Annotated in this window: 19 protein-coding genes; 14 read left to right on the plus strand and 5 right to left on the minus strand. The window is 69.8% G+C overall.

Annotated elements, in window-relative coordinates; translation table 11 throughout:
- The first annotated feature begins 144 nt into the window (after window positions 1–144).
- The 6 genes from LXN57_RS20105 (at window position 145) to LXN57_RS20130 (ending at window position 6,021) form a co-directional block, all read left to right on the plus strand.
- Entirely contained in the window at window positions 145–1,779 is a 1,635-nt protein-coding gene (locus LXN57_RS20105; protein WP_251799701.1) for a peptide ABC transporter substrate-binding protein, read from the plus strand.
- 93 nt (window positions 1,780–1,872) lie between these two features.
- Entirely contained in the window at window positions 1,873–2,799 is a 927-nt protein-coding gene (locus LXN57_RS20110; protein WP_251799702.1) for an ABC transporter permease, read from the plus strand.
- Window positions 2,792–3,694: an ABC transporter permease gene (locus LXN57_RS20115; RefSeq protein ID WP_251799703.1), complete on the plus strand. Its 903-nt coding sequence runs from the start codon at window positions 2,792–2,794 to the stop codon at window positions 3,692–3,694. Before LXN57_RS20110 ends, LXN57_RS20115 begins: the two co-directional genes overlap by 8 nt.
- A 7-nt stretch (window positions 3,695–3,701) precedes the next feature.
- Window positions 3,702–4,730 carry an ABC transporter ATP-binding protein gene (locus tag LXN57_RS20120; RefSeq protein WP_251799704.1) on the plus strand — a complete coding sequence of 343 codons (1,029 nt, stop codon included), beginning with the start codon at window positions 3,702–3,704 and terminating at the stop codon, window positions 4,728–4,730.
- Window positions 4,723–5,730, plus strand: a complete 1,008-nt coding sequence (locus LXN57_RS20125) for an ABC transporter ATP-binding protein (RefSeq protein WP_251799705.1) — start codon at window positions 4,723–4,725, stop codon at window positions 5,728–5,730. The genes LXN57_RS20120 and LXN57_RS20125 overlap by 8 nt, the downstream gene beginning before the upstream one ends.
- 48 nt (window positions 5,731–5,778) lie before the next feature.
- Window positions 5,779–6,021 carry a hypothetical protein gene (locus LXN57_RS20130; protein WP_251799706.1) on the plus strand — a complete coding sequence of 81 codons (243 nt, stop codon included), beginning with the start codon at window positions 5,779–5,781 and terminating at the stop codon, window positions 6,019–6,021.
- Here the strand turns inward: LXN57_RS20130 and LXN57_RS20135 are convergent.
- Together LXN57_RS20135 and LXN57_RS20140 are read right to left on the minus strand one after the other, a co-directional pair.
- Window positions 6,018–6,308, minus strand: a complete 291-nt coding sequence (locus tag LXN57_RS20135; RefSeq protein WP_221376777.1) for a chorismate mutase — start codon at window positions 6,306–6,308, stop codon at window positions 6,018–6,020. The two genes, LXN57_RS20130 and LXN57_RS20135, sit on opposite strands and share 4 nt — an antisense overlap.
- Before the next feature lie 235 nt (window positions 6,309–6,543).
- Window positions 6,544–8,394 (minus strand): bifunctional metallophosphatase/5'-nucleotidase, encoded by a 1,851-nt coding sequence (locus LXN57_RS20140; RefSeq protein WP_251799707.1) that lies wholly within the window; start codon window positions 8,392–8,394, stop codon window positions 6,544–6,546.
- Window positions 8,395–8,540: 146 nt separating this feature from the next.
- On the opposite strand from LXN57_RS20140, the gene pcrA reads away from it, so the two are divergent.
- Window positions 8,541–10,955 (plus strand): DNA helicase PcrA, encoded by a 2,415-nt coding sequence (pcrA, locus tag LXN57_RS20145; protein ID WP_251799708.1) that lies wholly within the window; start codon window positions 8,541–8,543, stop codon window positions 10,953–10,955.
- A 49-nt stretch (window positions 10,956–11,004) separates the two neighbouring features.
- On the opposite strand, the gene LXN57_RS20150 is transcribed toward pcrA, so the two are convergent.
- Together LXN57_RS20150 and LXN57_RS20155 are read right to left on the minus strand one after the other, a co-directional pair.
- Window positions 11,005–11,892 (minus strand): M23 family metallopeptidase, encoded by an 888-nt coding sequence (locus LXN57_RS20150; RefSeq protein ID WP_308206638.1) that lies wholly within the window; start codon window positions 11,890–11,892, stop codon window positions 11,005–11,007.
- A gap of 433 nt (window positions 11,893–12,325) precedes the next feature.
- Window positions 12,326–13,066: a M23 family metallopeptidase gene (locus LXN57_RS20155; protein ID WP_251799709.1), complete on the minus strand. Its 741-nt coding sequence runs from the start codon at window positions 13,064–13,066 to the stop codon at window positions 12,326–12,328.
- Window positions 13,067–13,453: 387 nt separating this feature from the next.
- Between LXN57_RS20155 and icmB the strand changes: the two genes are divergently transcribed.
- The 4 genes from icmB to LXN57_RS20175 all read left to right on the plus strand — a co-directional run bounded on the left by icmB (window position 13,454) and on the right by LXN57_RS20175 (window position 18,004).
- Complete coding sequence (icmB, locus tag LXN57_RS20160) at window positions 13,454–13,858, plus strand: coenzyme B12-dependent isobutyryl CoA mutase small subunit (RefSeq protein WP_251799710.1); 405 nt, start codon at window positions 13,454–13,456, stop codon at window positions 13,856–13,858.
- Window positions 13,859–14,388: 530 nt separating this feature from the next.
- Entirely contained in the window at window positions 14,389–15,567 is a 1,179-nt protein-coding gene (gene sucC, locus LXN57_RS20165) for an ADP-forming succinate--CoA ligase subunit beta (RefSeq protein WP_251799711.1), read from the plus strand.
- A gap of 5 nt (window positions 15,568–15,572) precedes the next feature.
- Entirely contained in the window at window positions 15,573–16,454 is an 882-nt protein-coding gene (gene sucD / locus LXN57_RS20170) for a succinate--CoA ligase subunit alpha (protein WP_251799712.1), read from the plus strand.
- A 110-nt stretch (window positions 16,455–16,564) separates the two neighbouring features.
- Window positions 16,565–18,004 (plus strand): cell division protein PerM, encoded by a 1,440-nt coding sequence (locus LXN57_RS20175; RefSeq protein ID WP_251799713.1) that lies wholly within the window; start codon window positions 16,565–16,567, stop codon window positions 18,002–18,004.
- Between the two features lie 68 nt (window positions 18,005–18,072).
- Here the strand turns inward: LXN57_RS20175 and LXN57_RS20180 are convergent, their stop codons facing one another.
- Window positions 18,073–18,420: a DUF4190 domain-containing protein gene (locus tag LXN57_RS20180; protein WP_251799714.1), complete on the minus strand. Its 348-nt coding sequence runs from the start codon at window positions 18,418–18,420 to the stop codon at window positions 18,073–18,075.
- A 151-nt stretch (window positions 18,421–18,571) separates the two neighbouring features.
- Here LXN57_RS20180 and purN point away from each other — a divergent pair, with 151 nt between their 5' ends.
- From purN to LXN57_RS20195, 3 genes are read left to right on the plus strand one after another with little or no spacing between them, the layout of a single operon-like run.
- Window positions 18,572–19,216 carry a phosphoribosylglycinamide formyltransferase gene (gene purN / locus LXN57_RS20185; RefSeq protein ID WP_251799715.1) on the plus strand — a complete coding sequence of 215 codons (645 nt, stop codon included), beginning with the start codon at window positions 18,572–18,574 and terminating at the stop codon, window positions 19,214–19,216.
- 48 nt (window positions 19,217–19,264) lie between these two features.
- Entirely contained in the window at window positions 19,265–20,824 is a 1,560-nt protein-coding gene (gene purH, locus LXN57_RS20190) for a bifunctional phosphoribosylaminoimidazolecarboxamide formyltransferase/IMP cyclohydrolase (RefSeq protein ID WP_251799716.1), read from the plus strand.
- Window positions 20,824–21,417: a pentapeptide repeat-containing protein gene (locus tag LXN57_RS20195; protein ID WP_251799717.1), complete on the plus strand. Its 594-nt coding sequence runs from the start codon at window positions 20,824–20,826 to the stop codon at window positions 21,415–21,417. The genes purH and LXN57_RS20195 overlap by 1 nt, the downstream gene beginning before the upstream one ends.
- Window positions 21,418–21,435 lie beyond the last annotated feature (18 nt).

The following is a 21,435-nucleotide window of genomic DNA, read 5'->3' on the forward strand; positions in this document are numbered from 1 at the left end:
GTTCAGGGGCCTGCTTCACAGGGTGATCGAAGGGTCTGACTAGTATCGGCTTGGTAACGGGGCCTTGGCAGTCGTTGGCTCTGTGTCACAGTTGCTGCGTCTCACACGACCCCCGTGAGCGCCCCTGAAGGAGGCACCCCCCACATGCCTGGGAAAAGCCCGTGGAAGGTGGCGGCCTCTCTGGCCACCATCGCCTTAGTGGCGGCCGGCTGCAGCGGTAGCACCTCGGAAGACACCGAAGTTCTGCCCAACAGCATCAGCATCGGCATCGGCGAGCCCTCGAGTCTGGTCCCGTCGAACGCGGTGGAATCGAACGCCTCACAGGTGCTGGCGTCACTGTTCTACCCGCTCGTGCGATTCGACCCGCAGAACAAGCCGTACCCGGTCGCCGCGCAGTCGATCACCCACGACAAGGCCAACCGGGTCTGGACCGTCAAGCTCAAGCCGGGCTTCACCTTCAGCAACGGCGAACCGGTCACCGCCGACAACTACATCGAGGCCTGGAACTACGGCGCCTACGGGCCGAACGCCCAGCTCGCGTCGTACTTCTACAGCCGGATCGACGGCTTCGCCGACCTCCAGGCCAAGGACCCCGACGACGACGGCCCCGAGAAGGCGGCTGAGCCCCAGGCCACCAAGCTGCGCGGGCTCAAGAAGGTCAACAACCTGACCTTCACGGTGACGCTCTCCGAGAACTTCGCCGGGTGGCAGTCGGTCATGGGCTACGACGCCTTCCTGCCGCTGCCCAAGGCCGCCTTCTCCGCTCCGGGCGTGCTCAACAAGGAGTACGGCGAGGCGCCGATCGGCAACGGGCCCTTCAAGATGAAGGGCAAGTGGTCGCACGACGAGAAGATCGTCGTGGAGCAGGTGGCCGACTTCAAGGGCACGGTCCCCAAGATCGGCGGCATCACCTGGAAGATCTACCAGGACCTCGGCGCGCAGTACGCCGACCTGATCGGCGGCAACCTCGACGTCGAGACGAAGATCCCGATCGAGAGCCTGGGCTCGGCCTCCGGCGACCTCGGCGCCCGCCTCGGCAAGACCCCGAGCTCCGCGTTCTCGTTCATGGGCTTCCCGCTGTACGTGGACAAGTGGAAGAACCCCGAGGTGCGCCGGGCGCTCTCCATGGCGATCAACCGTGAGGAGATGACCGACCAGGTCTTCCTCGGTTCCGAGACGCCGGCCAAGTCGTTCGTGTCGCCGGTCGTGTCCGGCGCCCGCCCGAACAGCTGCGGCGAGTGGTGCGAGTACAACCCGACCAAGGCCCGCCAGCTCTACACGGCGGCGAACGGCCCGAAGGACATCAAGATCGGGTACAACGCGGACGGCGGCCACAAGGCCTGGATCGACGCGATGTGCAACCAGATCAAGGCGTCGCTCGGCGTCAACTGCTCCGGCGCTCCCCAGCCGAAGCTCGGCACCCTGCTCGACAAGGTGCGCGCCAAGGAGGACGCCGGCCTGATCCGCCTCGGCTGGACCATGGACTACCCGCTGATGGAGAACTACCTCGGCCCGCTCTACACCAGCGACGGCTCGTCGAACTACTACGGCTACAAGAACAGCACGTTCGACAGCCTGGTGCGTCAGGGCTCGGCCGCGCCCACCACGGCCCAGGCCGAGAAGCTGTGGCGCGAGGCGGAAGATCTGCTGGTCCGCGACATGCCGGTGTTGCCGCTGCGATTCGGGCAGAACGTCTTCGGCTACTCCGACCGCGTCACCGACGTGACCATGGATCTCTACCAGAAGGTCGACATCTACTCGATCGACTTCGCTGACTGATTGACCGTTCGAACGGTGGTGGCGCCACGGCGGGAATGACACCGTGGCGCCACCGCTGTCTGCCCGTCCCCTCCGCGCCCAAAAGGCTTCTCCATGTTCCGCTACATCGTGCGGCGACTGCTTCAAATGGTCCTGACCTTCTTCGGGGCCACCTTCGTCGTCTACGCGTTGATGTTCGCCAACATCGACGACCCGCTCCAGGCCCTGGTCGGCGACCGTCCCCTGACCGACACCCAGCGCTCCGCGTTGAACGCTCAGTACCACCTGAACGACGGCTTCTTCACGCAGTACTGGCACTACGTGTCGGGCCTGCTCACCGGCGACCTGGGGCAGTCGCTCACCGGCCGTCCGATCGGCGACATGCTCGCCCAGGCGTGGCCGGTCACCGTGCGGCTGGCGCTGCTCGCCATCGTCATCGCGGCCGCCGTCGCGGTCGGGGCCGGCGTGCTCTCGGGCCTGCGGCGCGGCGGCGCGTTCGACACCGTGACCCTGGTGCTGACGCTCCTCGTGCTGGCCATGCCGATCGTGGTGCTGGCGCCACTGGCCCAGCTGGTCTTCGGCATCCAGCTCGGCTGGTTCCCGCCGACTGCGACCCGCGACGCCAACCTCTATGAACTGCTGCTGCCCGCCCTGGTGCTGGGTACCCTGGTCGTCGCGACCGAACTGCGGGTGACCCGCGCGTCGGTGGCCGAGAACCTGCGTTCCGACTACGTGCGCACGGCCCGGGCCAAGGGCCTCGCGCCCAAGCGGGTGGTCGGCGTGCACGTGCTGCGGAACTCGCTGATCCCGGTGGTCACGCTGATCGGTGTCGACATCGGCGTGCTGATGTCCGGCGCCGTCGTGACCGAGGGCGTCTTCAACATTCCCGGCGTCGGCTTCAACCTGCTGCGTGGCATCCGCACCGAGGACGGCCCGCTGGTGGTCAGCTTCGTCAGTGTGCTCGTGATCGTCTTCCTGGTGATCAACCTGATCGTCGACCTGCTCTACGCCGCCCTCGACCCCCGGATCCGCTATGAGTGACCCCAACGCCGTCGTGGCGGCCGAGGCGCCCTCGAAGACGCCGCGCAGCCTGGCCGGCGACGCCTGGCTCGACCTGCGTACCCGCAAGATCTTCTGGATCGCGGCGGTGCTGGTCGTCGTGGTGTTGCTGATGGCCGCGTGGCCGTCGCTGTTCACCTCGGCCGACCCGCGGGACTGCCTGCTCGCCCGCAAGAACGCCGGAGCGAGCGGCGGCGCCCCCTTCGGGTACGACTTCCAGGGCTGCGACGTCTACGCCAAGACCGTGTACGGCGCCCGCGACTCCATCCTCGTCGGTGTCACCGCCACGCTGATCGCCGGGCTGATCGGCCTGGCCGTCGGGCTCCTGGCCGGCTACTTCGGGCGCTGGGTGGACGCGGTGCTGTCCCGCTTCCTCGACCTCGTGCTGGCCATCCCGTTCATCCTCGGCGCGATCGTGCTGGCCCGGCGGCTGTCGTCCGATCCCGAGAGCGACGGCGTGTTCGCCGTGATCGTCACCCTCGGGGTGCTCGGCTGGACCACCGCGGCCCGGGTCATGCGCTCGGCCGTGATCTCGGCGAAGAACCAGGACTACGTGGCCGCGGCCCGGATGCTCGGCGCGAGCCCGGCCCGGCTGATGCTGCGGCACATCCTGCCCAACGCGATCAGCCCGTTCATCGTCGTGCTGACCGTGCTGCTCGGCATCAACATCGCCGGCGAGGCCACCCTGTCGTACCTCGGTGTGGGGCTCAAGGGCGATTCGGTCAGCTGGGGCCTCGCCATCGCCGAGGCCGGGCCGTACGCGCGTACCGTGGCCGCCCCGCTGGTGTGGCCGTCGGTCTTCCTGGCGGCCACCGTGCTCGCCTTCATCATGCTCGGCGACGCGATCCGCGACGCCTTCGACCCGAAACTGCGGTGAGGCGCCGATGACCGACATCACGGCTCAGATGGACGCGCTGCCCGGCATGGACCCGCGGGCGCCGCTGCTGCACGTGGACGACCTGCACGTCGAGTTCCGCACCCGCGACGGCGTCGCCCGGGCGGTGAACGGCGTCAACCTGTGGCTCAACCCGGGCGAGACGCTCGCCGTGCTGGGCGAGTCGGGCTGCGGCAAGTCGGTGACCGCCCAGGCGATCATGGGCATTCTGGACACCCCGCCCGGTCATGTGACCGCCGGCCGGGTGCTCTATCGCGGCGTCGACCTGCTGCGCCTGCCCGAGAACGAGCGCCGCAAGGTGCGGGCCAACCGCATCGCCATGATCTTCCAGGACGCCCTCAGCGCGCTGAACCCGGTCTACACCGTCGGGTTCCAGCTCGCCGAGTTGTTCCGGGTCCACCGCGGCGCCTCCCGCCGGGAGGCCAAGCGCCACGCGGTCGACCTGCTCGACCAGGTACGCATTCCGGACGCCGGACGCCGGGTCGACGACTACCCGCACCAGTTCTCCGGCGGCATGCGGCAGCGCGTCATGATCGCGATGGCGCTCGCCCTGGACCCCGAGGTGCTGATCGCCGACGAGCCCACCACGGCCCTTGACGTCACGGTCCAGGCCCAGATCATGAGCCTGCTGGCCGACCTGCAGCGGCAGCGCAACATGGGCCTGATACTGATCACCCACGACATGGGTGTGGTCGCCGACGTCGCCGACCGGATCGCGGTCATGTACGCGGGCAAGGTCGTCGAGGACGCGCCGGTGTACGACATCTACGCGCACCCGGCCCACGCCTACACCAAGGCGCTGCTCGAATCGATCCCGCGGCTCGACCACAAGGGGCAGCCACTCAACGTGATCCGGGGCCTGCCCCCGGCCCTCACCGACATCCCGAGCGGCTGCGCCTTCCACCCCCGATGCGCGTACGCCCGGGAGATCTGCCGCCTCGAGCCGCCGCCGGCCTACCAGATCGCGCCGCAGCGCGTCACCAGCTGCCACTTCGTCCGGGAGGTCCTCGGTGTCTGACGTCGTGCTCGAGACCCGGGGCCTGGTCAAGCACTTCCCGATCAACAAGGGCATCGTCTTCCGGACCAGGGCGGGCGCCGTCCGCGCGGTCGACGGGGTCGACCTGAACTTGCGCCGCGGCGAAACCCTGGGCATCGTCGGCGAATCCGGCTGCGGCAAGTCAACCTTGGCCAAACTGCTGGTCGGCCTGGAAAAGCCGACCCAGGGCGAGATCCGCGTACGCGGTGAGGACATGACCCGCCTCGGCGGAGCCGCCCTGCGCCGCGCCCGCCGCAACATCCAGATGGTGCTGCAGGACCCGTACACCTCGCTCAACCCGCGCATGACGGTCGGCGACATCATCGGCGAGCCGTTCGCCATTCACCCCGACGCGGCGCCCCCCTACGGCAAGGCGCGCGCGGTACAAGAGTTGCTCGAGGTGGTAGGCCTCAACCCCGACCACATCAACCGGTACCCGCACCAGTTCTCCGGCGGCCAACGCCAACGAATCGGCATAGCCAGGGCCCTGGCCCTGCGGCCCGAGATCATCGTCTGTGACGAGCCGGTGTCCGCATTGGACGTCTCCATCCAGGCCCAGATCATCAACCTGCTGGAGCACCTGCAAAAAGAACTGGGCCTGGCGTACGTCTTCATCGCCCACGACCTGTCGGTGGTCCGCCACATCTCCGACCGGGTCGCCGTCATGTACCTGGGCAAGATCGTCGAAACCGGCAATCACGCCGCGATCTACGAACAGCCCACCCACCCGTACACGCAGGCCCTGCTCTCCGCGGTCCCCGTCCCCGACCCCCGCCTACGAGGCCGCCGAGACCACATCATGCTGGAAGGCGACGTCCCGTCCCCAGCCGACCCGCCCTCGGGCTGCCGCTTCCGAACCCGCTGCTGGAAAGCCCAACCGGCCTGCGCCGATCACGAGCCCCTGCTCGAGATCCGCCAGCGCTCGCCCCACCCCAGCGCCTGCCACTTCGCCGAGGTCCGAGATGTGATGCGCCGCTCCTGACCTTCCGGGGGAATGTCTGGATCATGCCCACCTGGGAAGCTCCGGGGCATGTTGCGACCCGGGTGCTGGCTGCGGTTCTGCCGCCCGAACAGTTCCTGGTCGTGCGGGTGGAACTGCGATCCGTCCTGGCCGACGCCTCGATCCAGGACCAGATCGAGGCGGATCCGCGCGGTCCACGACAACATCGGCGCGTACGCCAGGGTGGATCCCGGCGGGCAGGCCTTCCGCGACCTGCTGCGCCAGGAGTTCGAGATCCTCGGTGTCGCGTTCCCTGAGGCGCTCTTCGCCTAGAGAGGGCCGCGGCCGGCGCGGAGGATCATCAAGGCTACCTGGGCACCGTCGGGGCCCATGGCCTCGCGGAAGCGTTCCACGATCTCGCGTTCGCGGGAGAGGACCAGGCGGGTGCCGCCGCTGGCCATGCGGGTCTTGCCGACCGTCTGGGAGAGGCGGGCCCGCTCCTGCCAGAGGTCGATGATCTGCTGGTCGATCTCGTCGATGCGCTCGCGCATCGCGCGGATCTCGTCGGCGGCCAGCGGCTCGCCGGCTCCGGTGTTCTGGTCCATCACGTCGGCGCTCATGTCGTGCTCCTCGGGTGCTGGCGCCCCGGTCGACCCGGCCCGGGCAGCATCGAGCCCCGGGCGGGAAGGCCCGGGGCTCGATGTAGGTCTGTCGTTCAGACGCTAGCTACGGCAGCCGGACATCCGGGGCCATAGAAAAATCGCGTCTGCTGGATCACGAGGCCGAGTATGCCCCCGTCCCGAACGGCTACGCAAGAAAACCGCCCGATCCGTGGGACACGATCACCGCCACGGCTCACGCGACCGTGGAAATGCGGTTGGCGGGGCCGGGGGCGACCGGGGCGCCGGCGCCCAGGTAGGCGACCAGGGCGTCGACGTCGAAGCCCGGGGCAGTGACCCGGCCGGTGCCGGCGGTGAGGGAGGAGAAGCCGTCGCCGCCGTTGGCCAGGAAGTCGTTCGTGGTGATCTTGTATGAGGCGGCGGGGTCGATCGGAGTGCCGTTCAGGGCCAGGTTCGAGATCTTGGAGCCCAGAGCGGCCGAGGCGCTCCACGTGTAGGTGAGGCCGGCCGACACCTGCAGGATCTTGGTGGAGTTCTGGCCGTTGTAGCCGACGAACTGCTGCTCGAGCACCTCTTTGAGCTGCGCGCCGGTGAAGGTCTGGGTGACCACCAGGTTGTTGAACGGCTGGACGGTGAACGCCTCGCCGTACGTGATCTCGCCGTTGGCCTCGCCGCCGGCCGACGCCTCGGCGTCGAAGTCGGCCCGGATGCCGCCCGGGTTCATCAGCGCGATCTGAGCGCCCTCGCCCGTGGTGCGGGCCAGCTGGGCGTCCGCGATCACGTCGCCGAGCGGGCTCTCGCCGGCCGGCGTCGCGGTGCGGGTGATGTCGGCCGTGATGCGGCCGACGATGCGGTTGGCGATCGGCGCGACCGCCGTACGGTATTTGTCGGCGACCTTCTTGGCGGCGGCGTCGGCCGTGGCCGGGTTCCTCAGGAAGATGCCGTTGGCGTCGCGCTGCCAGCCGCCGTTGCCGTCCGGGACACCGTTCTCGACGATCACGTTCTTGGCCGTGATCTCGGCGAAGCGGCCGGTGCGGCGGTCGATCGACCAGTCGGTGTCGGTGACGATCTGGCCGTTGGTGCCGGCGCTGGTGACGACCGAGGTGCCCTTCTTGTTGGGCAGCGTGCACGAGTAGAACCGGTGGGTGTGGCCGGAGACGACCAGCCCGAATTCGGGGTTGAGCCCGGCCACGATCGGCACGATCGGGCCGGTGAAGCCGTTGCAGTCGCTCACGCCGGGCGTCGGCGTGGCCGTGGCCTGCGAGCCGCCCTCGTGCACGAGCAGCACCTGCGCCTTGACGCCGAGCAGCTTCAGCACGCTGCCCCACTTGTTGGCCGTCTCGACCTCGTCGGCGAAGCGCACGTTCTGGATGCCGGCCGGGTTGACGATGGCGGCTGTGCCCTCGAGCGTCATGCCGACGAAGCCGACCGGTACGCCGTTAATGATCTTGATGTCGATCGGCGGCAGGATGGGCAGGCCGGTCTTCTTGTTGATCGTGTTGGCGGCGAGGTAGGTGAACTTCGCCCCGCCGAAGCCGTCACCGTCCTGGCAGCCGTCGGTCGGGTGGCAGCCGCCGCGCTGCATGCGGATCAGTTCGTTGACGCCCTCGTCGAACTCGTGGTTGCCGACCGAGCTCACCTGCAGGCCGATCTGGTTCATCAGCTCGATCGTGGGCTCGTCGTGGAACGCGGCGCTGACCAGCGGCGTCGCCCCGATGAGGTCGCCGGCGCCGACGGTCACCGTCTGCCGGCCCTCGGCCTTGGCCTCGGCCCGCAGCTTCTTGAGGTACGTCGCCAGGTATTCCACGCCGCCGGCGGGAGTGGACGTGCCGGACGCGTTGACGACCGCGCCACTGCCGGACGGCGGGTCGATCGCGCCGTGGAAGTCGTTGTAGCTCAGGAACTGGCCCTTGACGGTCGCGCCCGGGGGCGGGCCGTAGCTCACGCTGACGGGCTGGAACTCGGGCGGCGCGGCGGCCGCGGGCGTGGCGGGGCCGGGGGCCAGCGGCAGTGCCGCGACCACAGCCAGTGCCAGGGCCGGTGCGGCGAGGTGACGCAGCACGGTCCGGCGACGGAGACGGTCCATGATGTTCGATCTCCTGAGTATGTGTTTGGGCAACTACCACAGCCTGCTGTATAGACGCTGGTGAGCGCTACCGGCTGTGGACAACTAGTGGACGGCTGTGCGGCGGACGATTCTTGTCGGAGGGTCGGCATAGACTTGCCCCCGCGATGCGACCTTCTTCCGAAACCCCCGACGGCACCCTGTTCGCCGTGCCTGCCACGCGCCCTCCCGCCGAGGCGCGGCCACCGCGCAGACGCGACCCCGAGACGCTGCTGACCGGCCTCAACGGCCCCCAGCGCGACGCGGTCACCCACGCCGGCTCGCCGCTGCTCATCGTGGCCGGCGCCGGCTCGGGCAAGACCCGGGTGCTCACGCATCGCATCGCCTACCTGCTGGCCGAGCGCGACGTCCACCCCGGCCAGATCATCGCGATCACGTTCACCAACAAGGCCGCGGGCGAGATGAAGGAGCGGGTCGCTCACCTCGTCGGCCCGCGGGCACGGCTGATGTGGGTGTCGACGTTCCACTCGGCCTGCGTCCGCATCCTGCGGGCCGAGCACGAGCACGCCGGCCTCAAGAGCACCTTCTCGATCTACGACGCCGACGACTCGCGCCGCCTGATGACGCTGGTGATCCGCGAGCTCGACCTCGACCCCAAGCGCTATTCCGCGCGCGGCCTGGCCGCCCAGGTGTCCAACCTGAAGAACGAACTGGTCGAGCCGGAAGAGTTCAAGGACAAGGCCAAGGGCCCCAACGAGCGGGCTGTCGCCGAGGCGTACGAGCTGTATCAGCGGCGCCTCCGCGAGGCGCACGCGCTCGACTTCGACGACATCATCATGACCACGGTCCACCTGTTCCAGTCGCATCCCCACGTCGCCGAGACCTATCGTCGCCGGTTCCGCCACGTCATGGTCGACGAATACCAGGACACCAACCACGCGCAGTACACGCTGGTGAAGGAGCTGGTGGGCGAGAAGGGTGGGGAGGTCGAGCCCGGCGAGCTGTGTGTGGTGGGCGACGCCGACCAGTCGATCTACGCGTTCCGCGGCGCCACCATCCGCAACATCCTCGAGTTCGAGCGCGACTACCCCGAGGCCCGCACGATCCTGCTCGAGCAGAACTACCGGTCCACCCAGACGATCCTGTCGGCGGCCAACGCGGTGATCGACCGCAACACCTCGCGCAAGCCCAAGCGACTCTGGAGCGACCAGGGCGCCGGCGAGCAGATCGTCGGTTATGTGGCCGACACCGAGCACGCCGAGGCCGACTGGGTGGCCCGCGAGATCGACCGGCTGAGCGACCGCGAGGACGTGCGCCCCGGCGATGTGGCCGTCTTCTACCGCACCAACGCGCAGTCCCGTGTCTTCGAAGAGGTGTTCATCCGCGTCGGCCTGCCCTACAAGGTGGTCGGCGGCGTCCGGTTCTACGAGCGCAAAGAGGTCCGTGACGCGCTGGCCTACCTGCGTTCCGTGGTCAACGACGACGACACGGTGAGCATCCGCCGCGTGCTCAACACCCCCAAGCGCGGCATCGGCGACCGGGCCGAGGCCTGCGTCGAGGCGTTGTCGAGCCGCGACCGCATCTCGTTCGGCCAGGCACTGCGCCGTGCGAAAGACGCGCCCGGCATCTCCACCCGCGCCGCCAACAGCATCACCGACTTCGTCCAGCTGCTCGACGACCTGCGCGAGATGTCGGCCACCGCCCCGCCCGAAGAGGTGCTGGAGGTCGCCCTCCAGCGCTCCGGCCTGCTCTCCGAGCTGGAAGAGAGCCTCGACCCGCAAGACCAGGGCCGGGTCGAGAACCTGCAGGAACTGGTGAGCGTCGCCCGCGAGTACTCCGAGCGCGTCGAGGCCCAGGCCGACGAGAACGATGACACCCCCGTCGCCACGCTGGCCGGCTTCCTCGAACAGGTGGCGCTGGTGGCCGACGCCGACCAGCTGCCCGACGACGACCCCGACCACCAGGGCGTGGTCACGCTGATGACGCTGCACACGGCCAAGGGTCTCGAGTTCCCGGTGGTCTTCCTGACCGGTCTCGAGGACGGCGTCTTCCCGCACACCCGCGCCCTCGGCGACAACAACGAGCTGGAAGAGGAACGCCGCCTGGCCTACGTGGGCATCACCCGCGCCCGCCAACGGCTGTACCTTTCCCGCGCGGTCACCCGGGCCGCATGGGGCCAGCCGCAGTACAACCCGCCCTCGCGCTTCACCGACGAGTTGCCGCCCGAGCTGATCCGCTGGGAGCGCACGGCCGGCTCCTACACCTCGTGGTCCGGCACGGGCGGCGGGGTGGGTGGTCGCGGTGGCGGCGACCGGTCCCGCGGCGGCGGTTTCTCCGGGGGTACGCCCAAGGCCCAGCAGCTGGCGAGCCGCCTCGGCATCGACGGCAGCAAGCTGTCGACCGCTAGCGAGCTGCGTCAGGCGCCCAAGGTCTCACCGGGCGACCGCGTCAACCACCAGCGCTACGGCCTGGGCCGCGTGATCACCGTCGAGGGCCAGGGCCCCGGCGCTCGAGCCCAGGTCGACTTCGGCGACCAGGTGATGTGGCTGATCCTGCGCCACGCCCCCATCGAGAAGATCTGAGACGCCCTCATCGAGAAGATCTGAGATGCCGCCTCGGGGTGCTGCGGGGTCAGTCGCAGCCGGGTACGGGAACTCCTCGTTCGCGTAGCCAGGCGGTCGGCTCGATCGGGTTCTTGTAGAGGCCCTGGTGCACCTCGAAGTGCAGGTGCGGCCCGGTGGAGTGGCCGGTGGAACCCTCGTCGCCGATCTGCTCGCCGGCCTCGACCCGCTGGCCCTCGTGCACCGCGATGGCGGACAGGTGCCCGTAGTGGGTGAGGTAGCCGTTGCCGTGGTCGACGAGGACGGCCAGGCCATAGCCCTGCGCGTCACCGGCCCGCACCACGACACCGCTGCCGGCGGCCAGGATGGGTGAGCCGTGTGGCCCGGCGATGTCGACGCCCGCGTGCAGGCGCCCCCAGCGCTGGCCGTAGCACGAGGTCACCCGGCCCGACGGGTTCGGGTTGACCCAGCCTGTGGTGGCGGCCTGCGTCTTCGCCTTGGCCTTGACCGGGGCGATCGGGCGGGGCTTGACCTTGCGTGGCGTCCCGGCGGCCGTGCCCGCCGCCGGGGGCTTCCACGGAGCGACCGGCGCCTCGGTGACGGCATCCGGCTCGGAAGCGGAAGTCGGAGTGGGGGCGGCTGCGACGATGGAGGCTGGGGTGGCCGAATCGGCGGCGGCCGCGGCGGTACCGCCGGCCACACCGGTGATGAGCGCGCTGCCCAGTGCCGCGGTCAGCAGCACAGCACGGCCCTTGTCGCTGCGCAGCGGGCTCGCGATGGAGTGGAGCAGCGGGCTCGCGATGGAGTGGAGCAGCGGGCTCGCGACGGAGTGGAGCAGCGGGCTCGCGACGGAGTGGAGCAGCGGGCTCGCGAGGGTGAGGGAGCGCGGAGCGCGGTGCCGCCCGGCCAGTTCCCGGCGGTGCCGCCCGGCGGAACGGGTCTCGGCTTGAAACGCCACGCGGCACAACCTCCCAGGCAGAACGATCACTGACGTCTGCCTGTCGGCCCACCCGAAGACTTCTTGAGAGAGGTAGACCCCGGTTCACCCGACTTGCAACCAAGAAGACCATGGCCCCTGATGAACGGGGCCACCCGCAGGTGGGTGGAACTCGGCCGGCGGTGCCGCTCGCCGTCGCCGGTTGCGCTTGGTGCCCTCGCGGTGCCTGAAGCTGAGCGGCGGTGCCGTCTCATCCGCGCGGTGGGTGTCGTCCGCGTACGCCCGGCCCAGCGTCGTGCGGTGTCGTCCGCGAGGACCAGCGCCGTACGGAGTCGTCCGCAGTGGGAGGTATGAACCAGAGTCAGCGAGCGCCAGCTGGCCGGACCACGCGATCGGGATGGTTCAGGCGCGGACCGAGGGGTAGAACACCCTCAGCGAGCGCTGGAAGGGAAGATCAGGAAGCGCCGGTCACGCCGGCGGCGAAGACCGACTCGACCTGAAGCTTGATGTCGACGCCGCGCTGACGCAGGAACGGGATCGGGTCGGTGGGGGCGCCGTCGACGTGGATCTCGAGGTGCAGGTGGGTGCCGTACGAGGCGCCCGTGTTGCCGACCTGGCCGATGACCTGCCCGGCCTTGACGACCTGGCCCTTCTCGACGAGCACGCGGCGCGAGTGGGCGTAGATGACCTCGTTGCCCTCGTCGTCCTCGATCGTGACCGCGTAGCCGTACGCGCCGAAGTAGCCCGCCTGGGTGACCTTGCCGGCGTGGATGGCCTTGTAGGGCAGGCCCTCGGGCGCCGCCAGGTCGATGCCGGCGTGCAGCTTCTCCCACCGCATGCCGTAGCCGGAGGTGAAGGTGTATTCCTCGAGGGGGAGCAGCCAGACGTCGGCCGCGGCCTCCTCGGCGCTCAGCTTGGTGGTGGCCGTCGAGTTGCGGCTCTCGCCGCGGGAAGCGGCGTCGGCGCCGGCGTCACGCTCGGCCAGTGCCTCGGCCGCTACTTGACTGCCTCCGAGACCCTTGAGGGCCTGCGGGTCGACGGTCTTGGCGTCGGGCATGTTCGAGGCGCCCAGGGCGACAACACCGGCCCCGGCGAAGGCAGCGGTGACGGCGATGGCGTAGCGGGAGCGCGGAGGGGTGGGGACGCGGCGACGACCGCGATAACGATCGGGCTCAGACGACAAGCGCTGGCGCACGAACAACCCTCCGTCGGTGGCAAAGTGCAGGTTCCCGAGGCCGAACTTCCGGTGATTCGAGAGGCATCCGCGCTGTCAGATCAGCGTTAACTGGTTGACAGCCGGGAGCCACGGTAGCCAAACGTCTGCCGGGTCACAAGTCGCAGCGCCAAATCGCTGACAGTTCCTGGTCCGTATTGCGCAGCGAATGTCCGAATTGGCGGCCTTTTTCGAAGAAGTGTTCGCGCACGCGGAGTAATGGCATCAAAAACAGATAGTGAGGTGACGCAGAATACATTTTCGGTCACCGCAGGTGATCTCCGGTTCGGGGCGGCGACTGTCTCCCGGCGGCCCGGCAGGTTACCGTTCGTTCAGGTGACAACGCGGTCAGTGGCTCGGAGGGTCAGGATGCAAGCACGGATCAGGGTGGTCGTCGCGAAGCCGGGGCTGGACGGGCATGACCGCGGGGCCAAGGTGGTGGCCCGGGCGCTGCGCGACGCCGGCATGGAAGTTGTCTACACGGGCCTGCACCAGACGCCGGAACAGATTGTCGAGACCGCCGTTCAGGAGGACGCGAACGCGATCGGTTTGTCCGTTCTGTCCGGGGCGCACATGACATTGTTCCGGCGCGTCATCGAGCTGCTCGCGGAACGTGACGCGAGTGACATCGTCGTATTCGGCGGCGGCATCATCCCGGCCGACGACATCGCGGAATTGGAACAGCTCGGGGTGGCCCGCATTTTCACTCCGGGCGCTACTACCGCGTCCATCATTGAATGGGTACGCGCCAATGTCTCTTCGCCGGTGGGCTGACCTGCCGCGACGCGCGAAGCCGGTGGGCTGATCGGTCACGAGGCGCGAAGCCGGTGGGCCGATCGGCCGCTACCCGCTAATCAAAGGCGACGCGAACAAAAGGCAACGCGAACAAAAGGCAAGGGGAGAGGCCGGACGCACCCCTCACACGTCCGGCCCCTCCATGCACGATGCCCCGCCGCCACCCCTCGACCGACAGGGCATCGGCCGCCTTCGCGCCGGTCTGCCTCAGCGTTCCGACACCACACTCAACGAAGCCTCCGAGGGAGGGTTACGCGAAGAACCCCGGGAGTTTCCGGGTCACTCCGGCCCCGCGTGGCGCGGCTGTTGCCCGTACCCCGGGTGTGCGGTCTTGCACACCGTGCACCCGCGGCTCCGGAGCAGTGGTCCCGGTCGCTAGTCTGCGAATGATGGCCCGTAGGGCCGGACATTCTTCACGCCGGCGACGCCGCCAAGGCCGCCGCGCAAACAGGTCGGGACGCGGGCGGTGCGGCTTGCCGGCGCATGGCGTCGCGAGCGAAAGGAGACACGTGGACCTGTTCGAATATCAGGGGCGCGACCTCTTCGAACGGCACGGGCTGCCCGTGCTGGGCGGTGGCGTCGCCGAGACCCCGCAGGAAGCCCGGGCGATCGCCGAGCGGCTCGGCGGCAAGGTCGTCGTCAAGGCGCAGGTCAAGGTCGGCGGCCGGGGCAAGGCGGGCGGCGTCAAGCTGGCCGACGGCGCGGACGAGGCCGAGGCCCGGGCGACCGACATCCTGGGCATGGACATCAAGGGCCACACGGTCCACAAGGTGATGCTGGCCGAGACGGCCGACATCAAGGAGGAGTACTACTTCTCCTACCTGCTCGACCGGGCCAACCGCACGTTCCTGTGCATCGCCAGCGTCGCCGGCGGCATGGAGATCGAGACGGTCGCCGAGGAGCAGCCGGACCGGGTGGCCAAGATCGCCATCGACGCCGTCAAGGGCGTCGACGAGGCGAAGGCCCGCGAGATCGTCGCCGCGGCGCAATACCCGGCCGAGGTCGCCGAGCAGATCGTCGACATCGCCGTGAAGCTGTGGCAGGCCTTCGTGGCCGAGGACGCCACGCTGGTCGAGGTCAACCCCCTGGCCAAGGTCGGCGACGGCCGGGTGCTGCTGCTCGACGCCAAGATCACGCTGGATGAGAACGCGGCGTTCCGGCACCCCGACCACGAGGCGCTGATCGACCAGTCCGCGGTCGACCCGCTGGAGCAGGCGGCCAAGGCCAAGAACCTCAACTACGTCAAGCTGGACGGTGAGGTCGGCATCATCGGCAACGGCGCCGGCCTGGTCATGTCCACTCTCGACGTGGTCGCCTACGCGGGTGAGCAGCACGGCAACGTCAAGCCGGCCAACTTCCTCGACATCGGCGGTGGCGCCAGCGCCCAGGTGATGGCGAACGGCCTCGAGATCGTGCTCGGCGACCCCGCCGTGAAGTCCGTGTTCGTCAACGTCTTCGGCGGCATCACCGCCTGCGACGAGGTCGCCAACGGCATCATCCAGGCGCTCGCCCTGCTCGGCGAGCGCGGCGAGACGGTGACCAAGCCGCTCGTCGTACGCCTCGACGGCAACAACGCCGAGGCCGGCCGGGCCATCCTCGACGGGGCCAACAACTCGCTGGTCGAGCGAGTGGACACGATGGATGGAGCGGCCGCCCGGGCCGCCGAGCTCGCTGCTGCGGGGAAGTGACTGTCATGGCTATCTGGCTCACCAAGGATTCCAAGGTCATCGTCCAGGGCATGACCGGCTCCGAAGGCTCCAAGCACACCCGGCGCATGCTGGCCGCGGGCACCAACGTGGTCGGCGGCGTGAACCCGCGCAAGGCCGGCACGACCGTCGACTTCGACGGCACGGAGCTCCCGGTCTTCGCGAGTGTCGGCGAGGCCATCAAGGAGACCGGCGCCGACGTGTCGGTCATCTTCGTGCCGCCGGCGTTCACCAAGGCCGCCGTGATCGAGGCCATCGACGCCGAGATCCCGCTGGCCGTGGTCATCACCGAGGGCGTCCCGGTGCAGGACTCGGCGCACTTCTGGGCCTACAACGTGGACCGCGGTCAGAAGACCCGGATCATCGGCCCGAACTGCCCGGGCATCGCGTCACCGGGGGCCAGCAACGCCGGCATCATCCCGGCCGACATCACCCCGGGCGGCCGCATCGGCCTGGTCAGCAAGAGCGGCACGCTGACCTACCAGCTGATGTACGAGCTGCGCGACTTCGGTTTCTCGACCGCGGTCGGCATCGGCGGCGACCCGATCATCGGCACCACGCACATCGACGCGCTGAAGGCGTTCCAGGACGACCCCGACACCGACGCGATCGTCATGATCGGTGAGATCGGCGGCGACGCCGAGGAGCGGGCGGCCGAGTTCATCAAGGCGAACGTCACGAAGCCGGTGGTCGGCTACATCGCAGGCTTCACCGCCCCGCCCGGCAAGACCATGGGCCACGCCGGCGCGATCATCTCGGGTTCCGCGGGCACCGCGGACGCCAAGAAGGAAGCCCTCGAGGCCGCGGGAGTCAAGGTCGGCAAGACGCCGAGCGAGACCGCCCGTCTCATGCGTGAGGTCATGAGCTGATCACCCACCAGCGATCGGCGCGCCGTCGTCCGGGTCCCCGCGACCCGAACGGCGGCGCGCCGCCGTTTTTGCATCGCTCACCCGGCTCCGGCGTGGAAAAGTAGTCGCCGATGCCCAGCACACCCGAGCGTCCCGACGACTCGGACGACCCCTTCGCGGTCGCCGAGGCGACGCAGGTCGCCCACGACACCGAGCCGATCGCGGTCGGGCGCCCGACCGAGGCCGTGGCACAGGGAACCGGGCCGGTGTCCCGGGAAACCGTGGACGTAGCCCGGGAACAGCGCACGGTCCTGGTCGACGACGAGGTGCTCGGCAACCGCCAAACCGTCCGGCTGCCCACCCAGCGCCGCCCGCCGCAGCGCCCGCAGAGCCGGGCCCCGCTGCCGGTAGCGGCGGCCTTCGCCACGTTGTGGGCCGCATTGCTGTCGTACGTCCCGGTCGCCGCCGTCGTCGGTCTCGCCCGCACCCTCGAGGGCAGCGGCGGTCTGGCCGGCGCCGCCCACGCCGGGCTGGCCGGCTGGATGCTCGGCCACGGCGTGTCCATCGGCACGTCGATCGGTGCCCTCGGGCTGGCCCCGCTGCTGCTCAGCATGCTGATCGTGTGGCGGCTCAACCGGGCCGGCCTGCACGTCACCCGGGCTGTCGGGGCCCGCCGCACGGGCTCCACGTCCCGCGCGCTGTCGGTGGCCTTCGCCATCGCCCTGACCTACTCGCTGCTGGGCTCGATCCTGGCGCTCGTCGTCGACGGCAAGGGCACCGAGGTCACCGCGGGCCGGGCCGCGCTCAACTTCTTCCTCATCGGCCTGGCCGGTTCGCTGGCCGGGTCGCTGCGCGGCACCGACGCGCTCAGCGTCTGGGCCGGCCGGCTGCCCGGGCCGCTGCGGCACGGCGTCCGCACCGGTGTCATCGCGGCCCTGTTCGTGCTCGCGGCCGGGGCAGCGGTCACCGGGCTCTCGATCGCGCTGGGCGGCGGTCAGGCGGCGGACATGATCTCCGCCTATCGCACCGGGGTGGCCGGTCAGGCCGGCATCACGCTGGTCAGCCTGGCCTACGGGGTGAACGGCTCGGTCTGGGCGGCGGCCTATCTGCTCGGTCCCGGGTTCGCGCTCGGCACCGGCTCGATCGTGCGGCTGACCGAGGTGACCGTCGGCCCGCTGCCGACCCTGCCGCTGCTGGCCGGTCTGCCCAACGGCCCGATGGGCGCGGCCGGCACCCTGTTGCTGGCCTTGCCCGTGCTGGCCGGCCTGGCCGCCGGCTGGCTGCTCACCCTGCGCCTCACCCGCGAGGGTAAGGAAGCCGGCGAGAAAGAGACCAAGCCGAGGGAACTCGCCTGGCCGCTCGTCCTCGGCAGCGGCCTGATCGCCGGTCCGGTGGCCGGGATCCTGCTGGGCCTGGCCGCGGAGTTCTCCGGCGGGCCGCTCGGCGACGACCGGATGGCGACGATCGGTCCCGATCCGTGGCAGGTCGGCCTGCTGGCCACGGCCGTGCTCGGCGTCTCGGCAGCCCTGGGCGCGGCGGCCGCGCGGATGTTCCGTACGCCGAAGGCTTGAACGCGCGGTGGTCCGGCGGAAGACATGAAGAAGGGGGACGCCCACCCGGGCGTCCCCCTTCGGACAGCTCAGTTACCCGAGTTGTTGGTGATGTCTTCCCAGTTGATGTTCTGACCGGCGGTGACCGCCCAGATCAGCAGCGCGATGCCCAGCACGGCGCCGACGGCGCCGGTGATCAGACCGGCCATCGCCTGGCTGCGGTTGGTGGCCTGGCCGGCGTTCGCCTTCTGCAGACCGAGGTAGCTGACGATCGCGGCCGCGATACCGAGCGGGATGCCGAGGTAGAAGCAGCAGACCAGCGGGATCGACACGATGCCGAGGATCATGCCGACGAGACCCTGGGTGTTCTGCGGGGCGGCCGGCACGCCACCCGGCTCGCCACCGGGCGGACCGTAGTAAGGGGGTGGGGTAGTCACGGGCTGTCCTCCAGTTTGCCGACGGTGTTGACCGAAGTGAGCGATTCGAATGTCTGAGGACCGGCAGCGTATCCGATGATCAGCTGTTTTGCGTGCCTGACGGGCTGACCCGTTGTCGGCCGTCCCACCGTGTGCGAGATAGGGTGCTCAGGTGACCGACCCCGCGCCCGCCCGCCTGGTCGTCCTCGTCTCCGGTTCGGGCAGCAACCTGCAGGCCCTGCTCGACGCGTCCGCCGACCCCGCCTACGGCGCGCAGGTCGTGGCCGTGGGCGCCGACCGTGCCGGCATCGCCGGTCTCGACCGGGCTGCCGCTGCCGGCGTGCCCACTTTTGTCGACTCGGTCAAGGCGTACGAGACCCGGGACGACTGGGACGCCGCCCTCGCCGCCCACGTCGCCGAGTTCAAGCCCGACCTCATCGTCTCGGCCGGCTTCCTCAAACTGGTCGGGCCGCAGTTCCTGGCCGCGTTCGGCGACCGCTACATCAACACCCACAACGCGCTGCTGCCGGCTTTCCCCGGCATCCACGGCCCGCGTGACGCGCTCGCCTACGGCGTCAAGATCGCCGGGGCGACCCTCTTCTTCGTCGACGCCGGCGTCGACACCGGCCCGATCATCGCCCAGGTCGCGGTGCCCGTGCTCGACGACGACACGGAGGACACGCTGACCGAGCGGATCAAGGTGGCCGAGCGGGCCCAGCTGGTCGATTTTGTCGGCCGCCTGGTGCGTGCGGGCTGGACCATCGAGAACAGGAAGGTACGCATTCCGCATGACCGAGTGCAGCGAGGGAATCATTAGGCTCAGCGTCCAGGGGCTTGCCGGCGCGGAGCGAAGCGGAGTGTCGGCATGACCGACGAGGGCCGCCGCCCGATCAAGCGGGCACTGCTGAGCGTGTACGACAAGACCGGCCTCGTCGAGCTGGCCCAGGCGCTCGCTGCGGCCGGCGTCGAGATCGTCTCCACCGGCTCGACGGCCTCGACGGTCGAGGCCGCCGGCGTCCCGGTCACCCGGGTCGAGCAGCTCACCGGCTTCCCCGAGACGCTCGACGGCCGGGTCAAGACGCTGCACCCGCGCGTCCACGCCGGCCTGCTGGCCGACCAGCGGCTCGAGAGCCACGCCGCACAGCTGGCCGAGCTCGACATCCAGCCGTTCGAACTGCTGGTCAGCAACCTCTACCCGTTCACGCAGACGGTGGCGTCGGGCGCGAGCGTCGACGAGTGCGTCGAGCAGATCGACATCGGCGGTCCGGCCATGGTGCGCGCGGCCGCCAAGAACCACCCGTCCGTCGCGGTGGTCACGGCCGTCGAGGCGTACGGGCTGATTCTCGACGCCGTGCGGAACGGTGGCTTCACGCTCGCCCAGCGCAAGGCGCTCGCGGCCCGGGCCTTCGCCGACATCGCCGAGTACGACGTCGCCGTGGCCAACTGGACGGCCACGACCCTGGCCCCCAGCGAATGGCCCGAGTTCGCCGGCCTCGCCCTCAAGCGGGCCAACACCCTCCGGTACGGCGAGAACCCGCACCAGCAGGCCGCGCTCTACCTCGACCCGAACGCGCCGGTCGGGCTGGCCCAGGCCGAGCTCGTGCACGGCGGCGAACTGTCGTTCAACAACTACGTCGACGCCGACGCCGCCTGGCGCAGCGCCAACGACTTCGACCAGCCCTGCGTGGCGATCATCAAGCACGCCAACCCGTGCGGCATCGCGGTCGGGGCCGACGTCGCCGAGGCGCACCGCAAGGCCAACGACTGCGATCCGGTCTCGGCGTTCGGCGGCGTCATCGCGGTCAACCGTGAGGTCACCGAGGCGATGGCTCGGCAGCTCGACGGCATCTTCACCGAGGTCATCGTCGCCCCGTCGTACGAGGCGGGCGCGCTCGAGATCTTCCGGGCCAAGAAGAAGCTGCGTGTGCTGGCCGCGCCGGCCTGGAACCCGGCCCCGGCCGAGATGAAGCAGATCGGCGGCGGCGTGCTGGTGCAGATGGCCGACCGCATCGACGCCCCCGGCGACGACCCGGCCCACTGGACGCTCGCCACCGGTGAGCCCGCCACCGCCGACGAGCTGGCCGACCTGGCCTTCGCCTGGCGCGCGATCCGCAGCGTCAAGAGCAACGCGATCCTGCTGGCCTCGGGCGGCGCGACCGTCGGCGTCGGCATGGGTCAGGTCAACCGCGTCGACTCGGCGCACCTGGCGGTCGACCGGGCCGGCGCCGACCGGGCCAAGGGCAGCGTGGCCGCCTCCGACGCGTTCTTCCCGTTCCCCGACGGGCTCGAGGTGCTGATCGCGGCCGGGGTGAAGGCGGTCGTGCAGCCGGGCGGCTCGATCCGCGACGAAAAGGTGATCGAGGCGGCGGCCAAGGCCGGCATGACCGTCTATCTGACCGGCACCCGGCACTTCTACCACGGCTGATGACCGACCTCGTCCAGGACGAGACCTTCCGCGGCCGGGACTGGGCGCTGGAGGAGGTCACCGGCGTCCGCTACGAGGACTGCGCGTTCCACGACGTCGACTGGTCGGAGGCGCGGCTGACCGGCTGCGTCTTCACCAACTGCACCTTCGGCAATGTCCGGTTCAACGCGGCGACGCTGGAACGGGTCGCCATCATGCAGTCGACCGTGCAGCGCTGCTCGTTCTTCGACGCGACGCTGACCGACTGCAAGCTGACCGGCACGCAGTTCATCGACTGCGGGCTGCGACCGATCACCGTCGAGGGCGGCGACTGGGGTTTCGTGTCGCTGCGCGGGCAGAACCTGACCGGGGCCCGGCTGGCCGGTCTGCGGCTGCGCGAGGCCGACCTGCTGGGGGCCGACCTCAGCCGGGCCGACCTGCGCGACGCCGACCTGTCGAACGCCCGGCTGACCGACGCGACCCTCAAGGGCGCCGACCTGCGCGGCGCCGACCTCGACGGGGTGGAACTGCGGGGCGTCGACCTCGGCGGCGCCACCATCGACATCAGCCAGGCCGTGCGGTTCGCGACCGCGTACGGTGCGACAGTGGCTTAACTCGCGTTGAGGCGACCG

Origin of the sequence: Paractinoplanes hotanensis, from assembly GCF_023717965.1 — a bacterium.
Taxonomy (GTDB): domain Bacteria; phylum Actinomycetota; class Actinomycetes; order Mycobacteriales; family Micromonosporaceae; genus Actinoplanes; species Actinoplanes polyasparticus.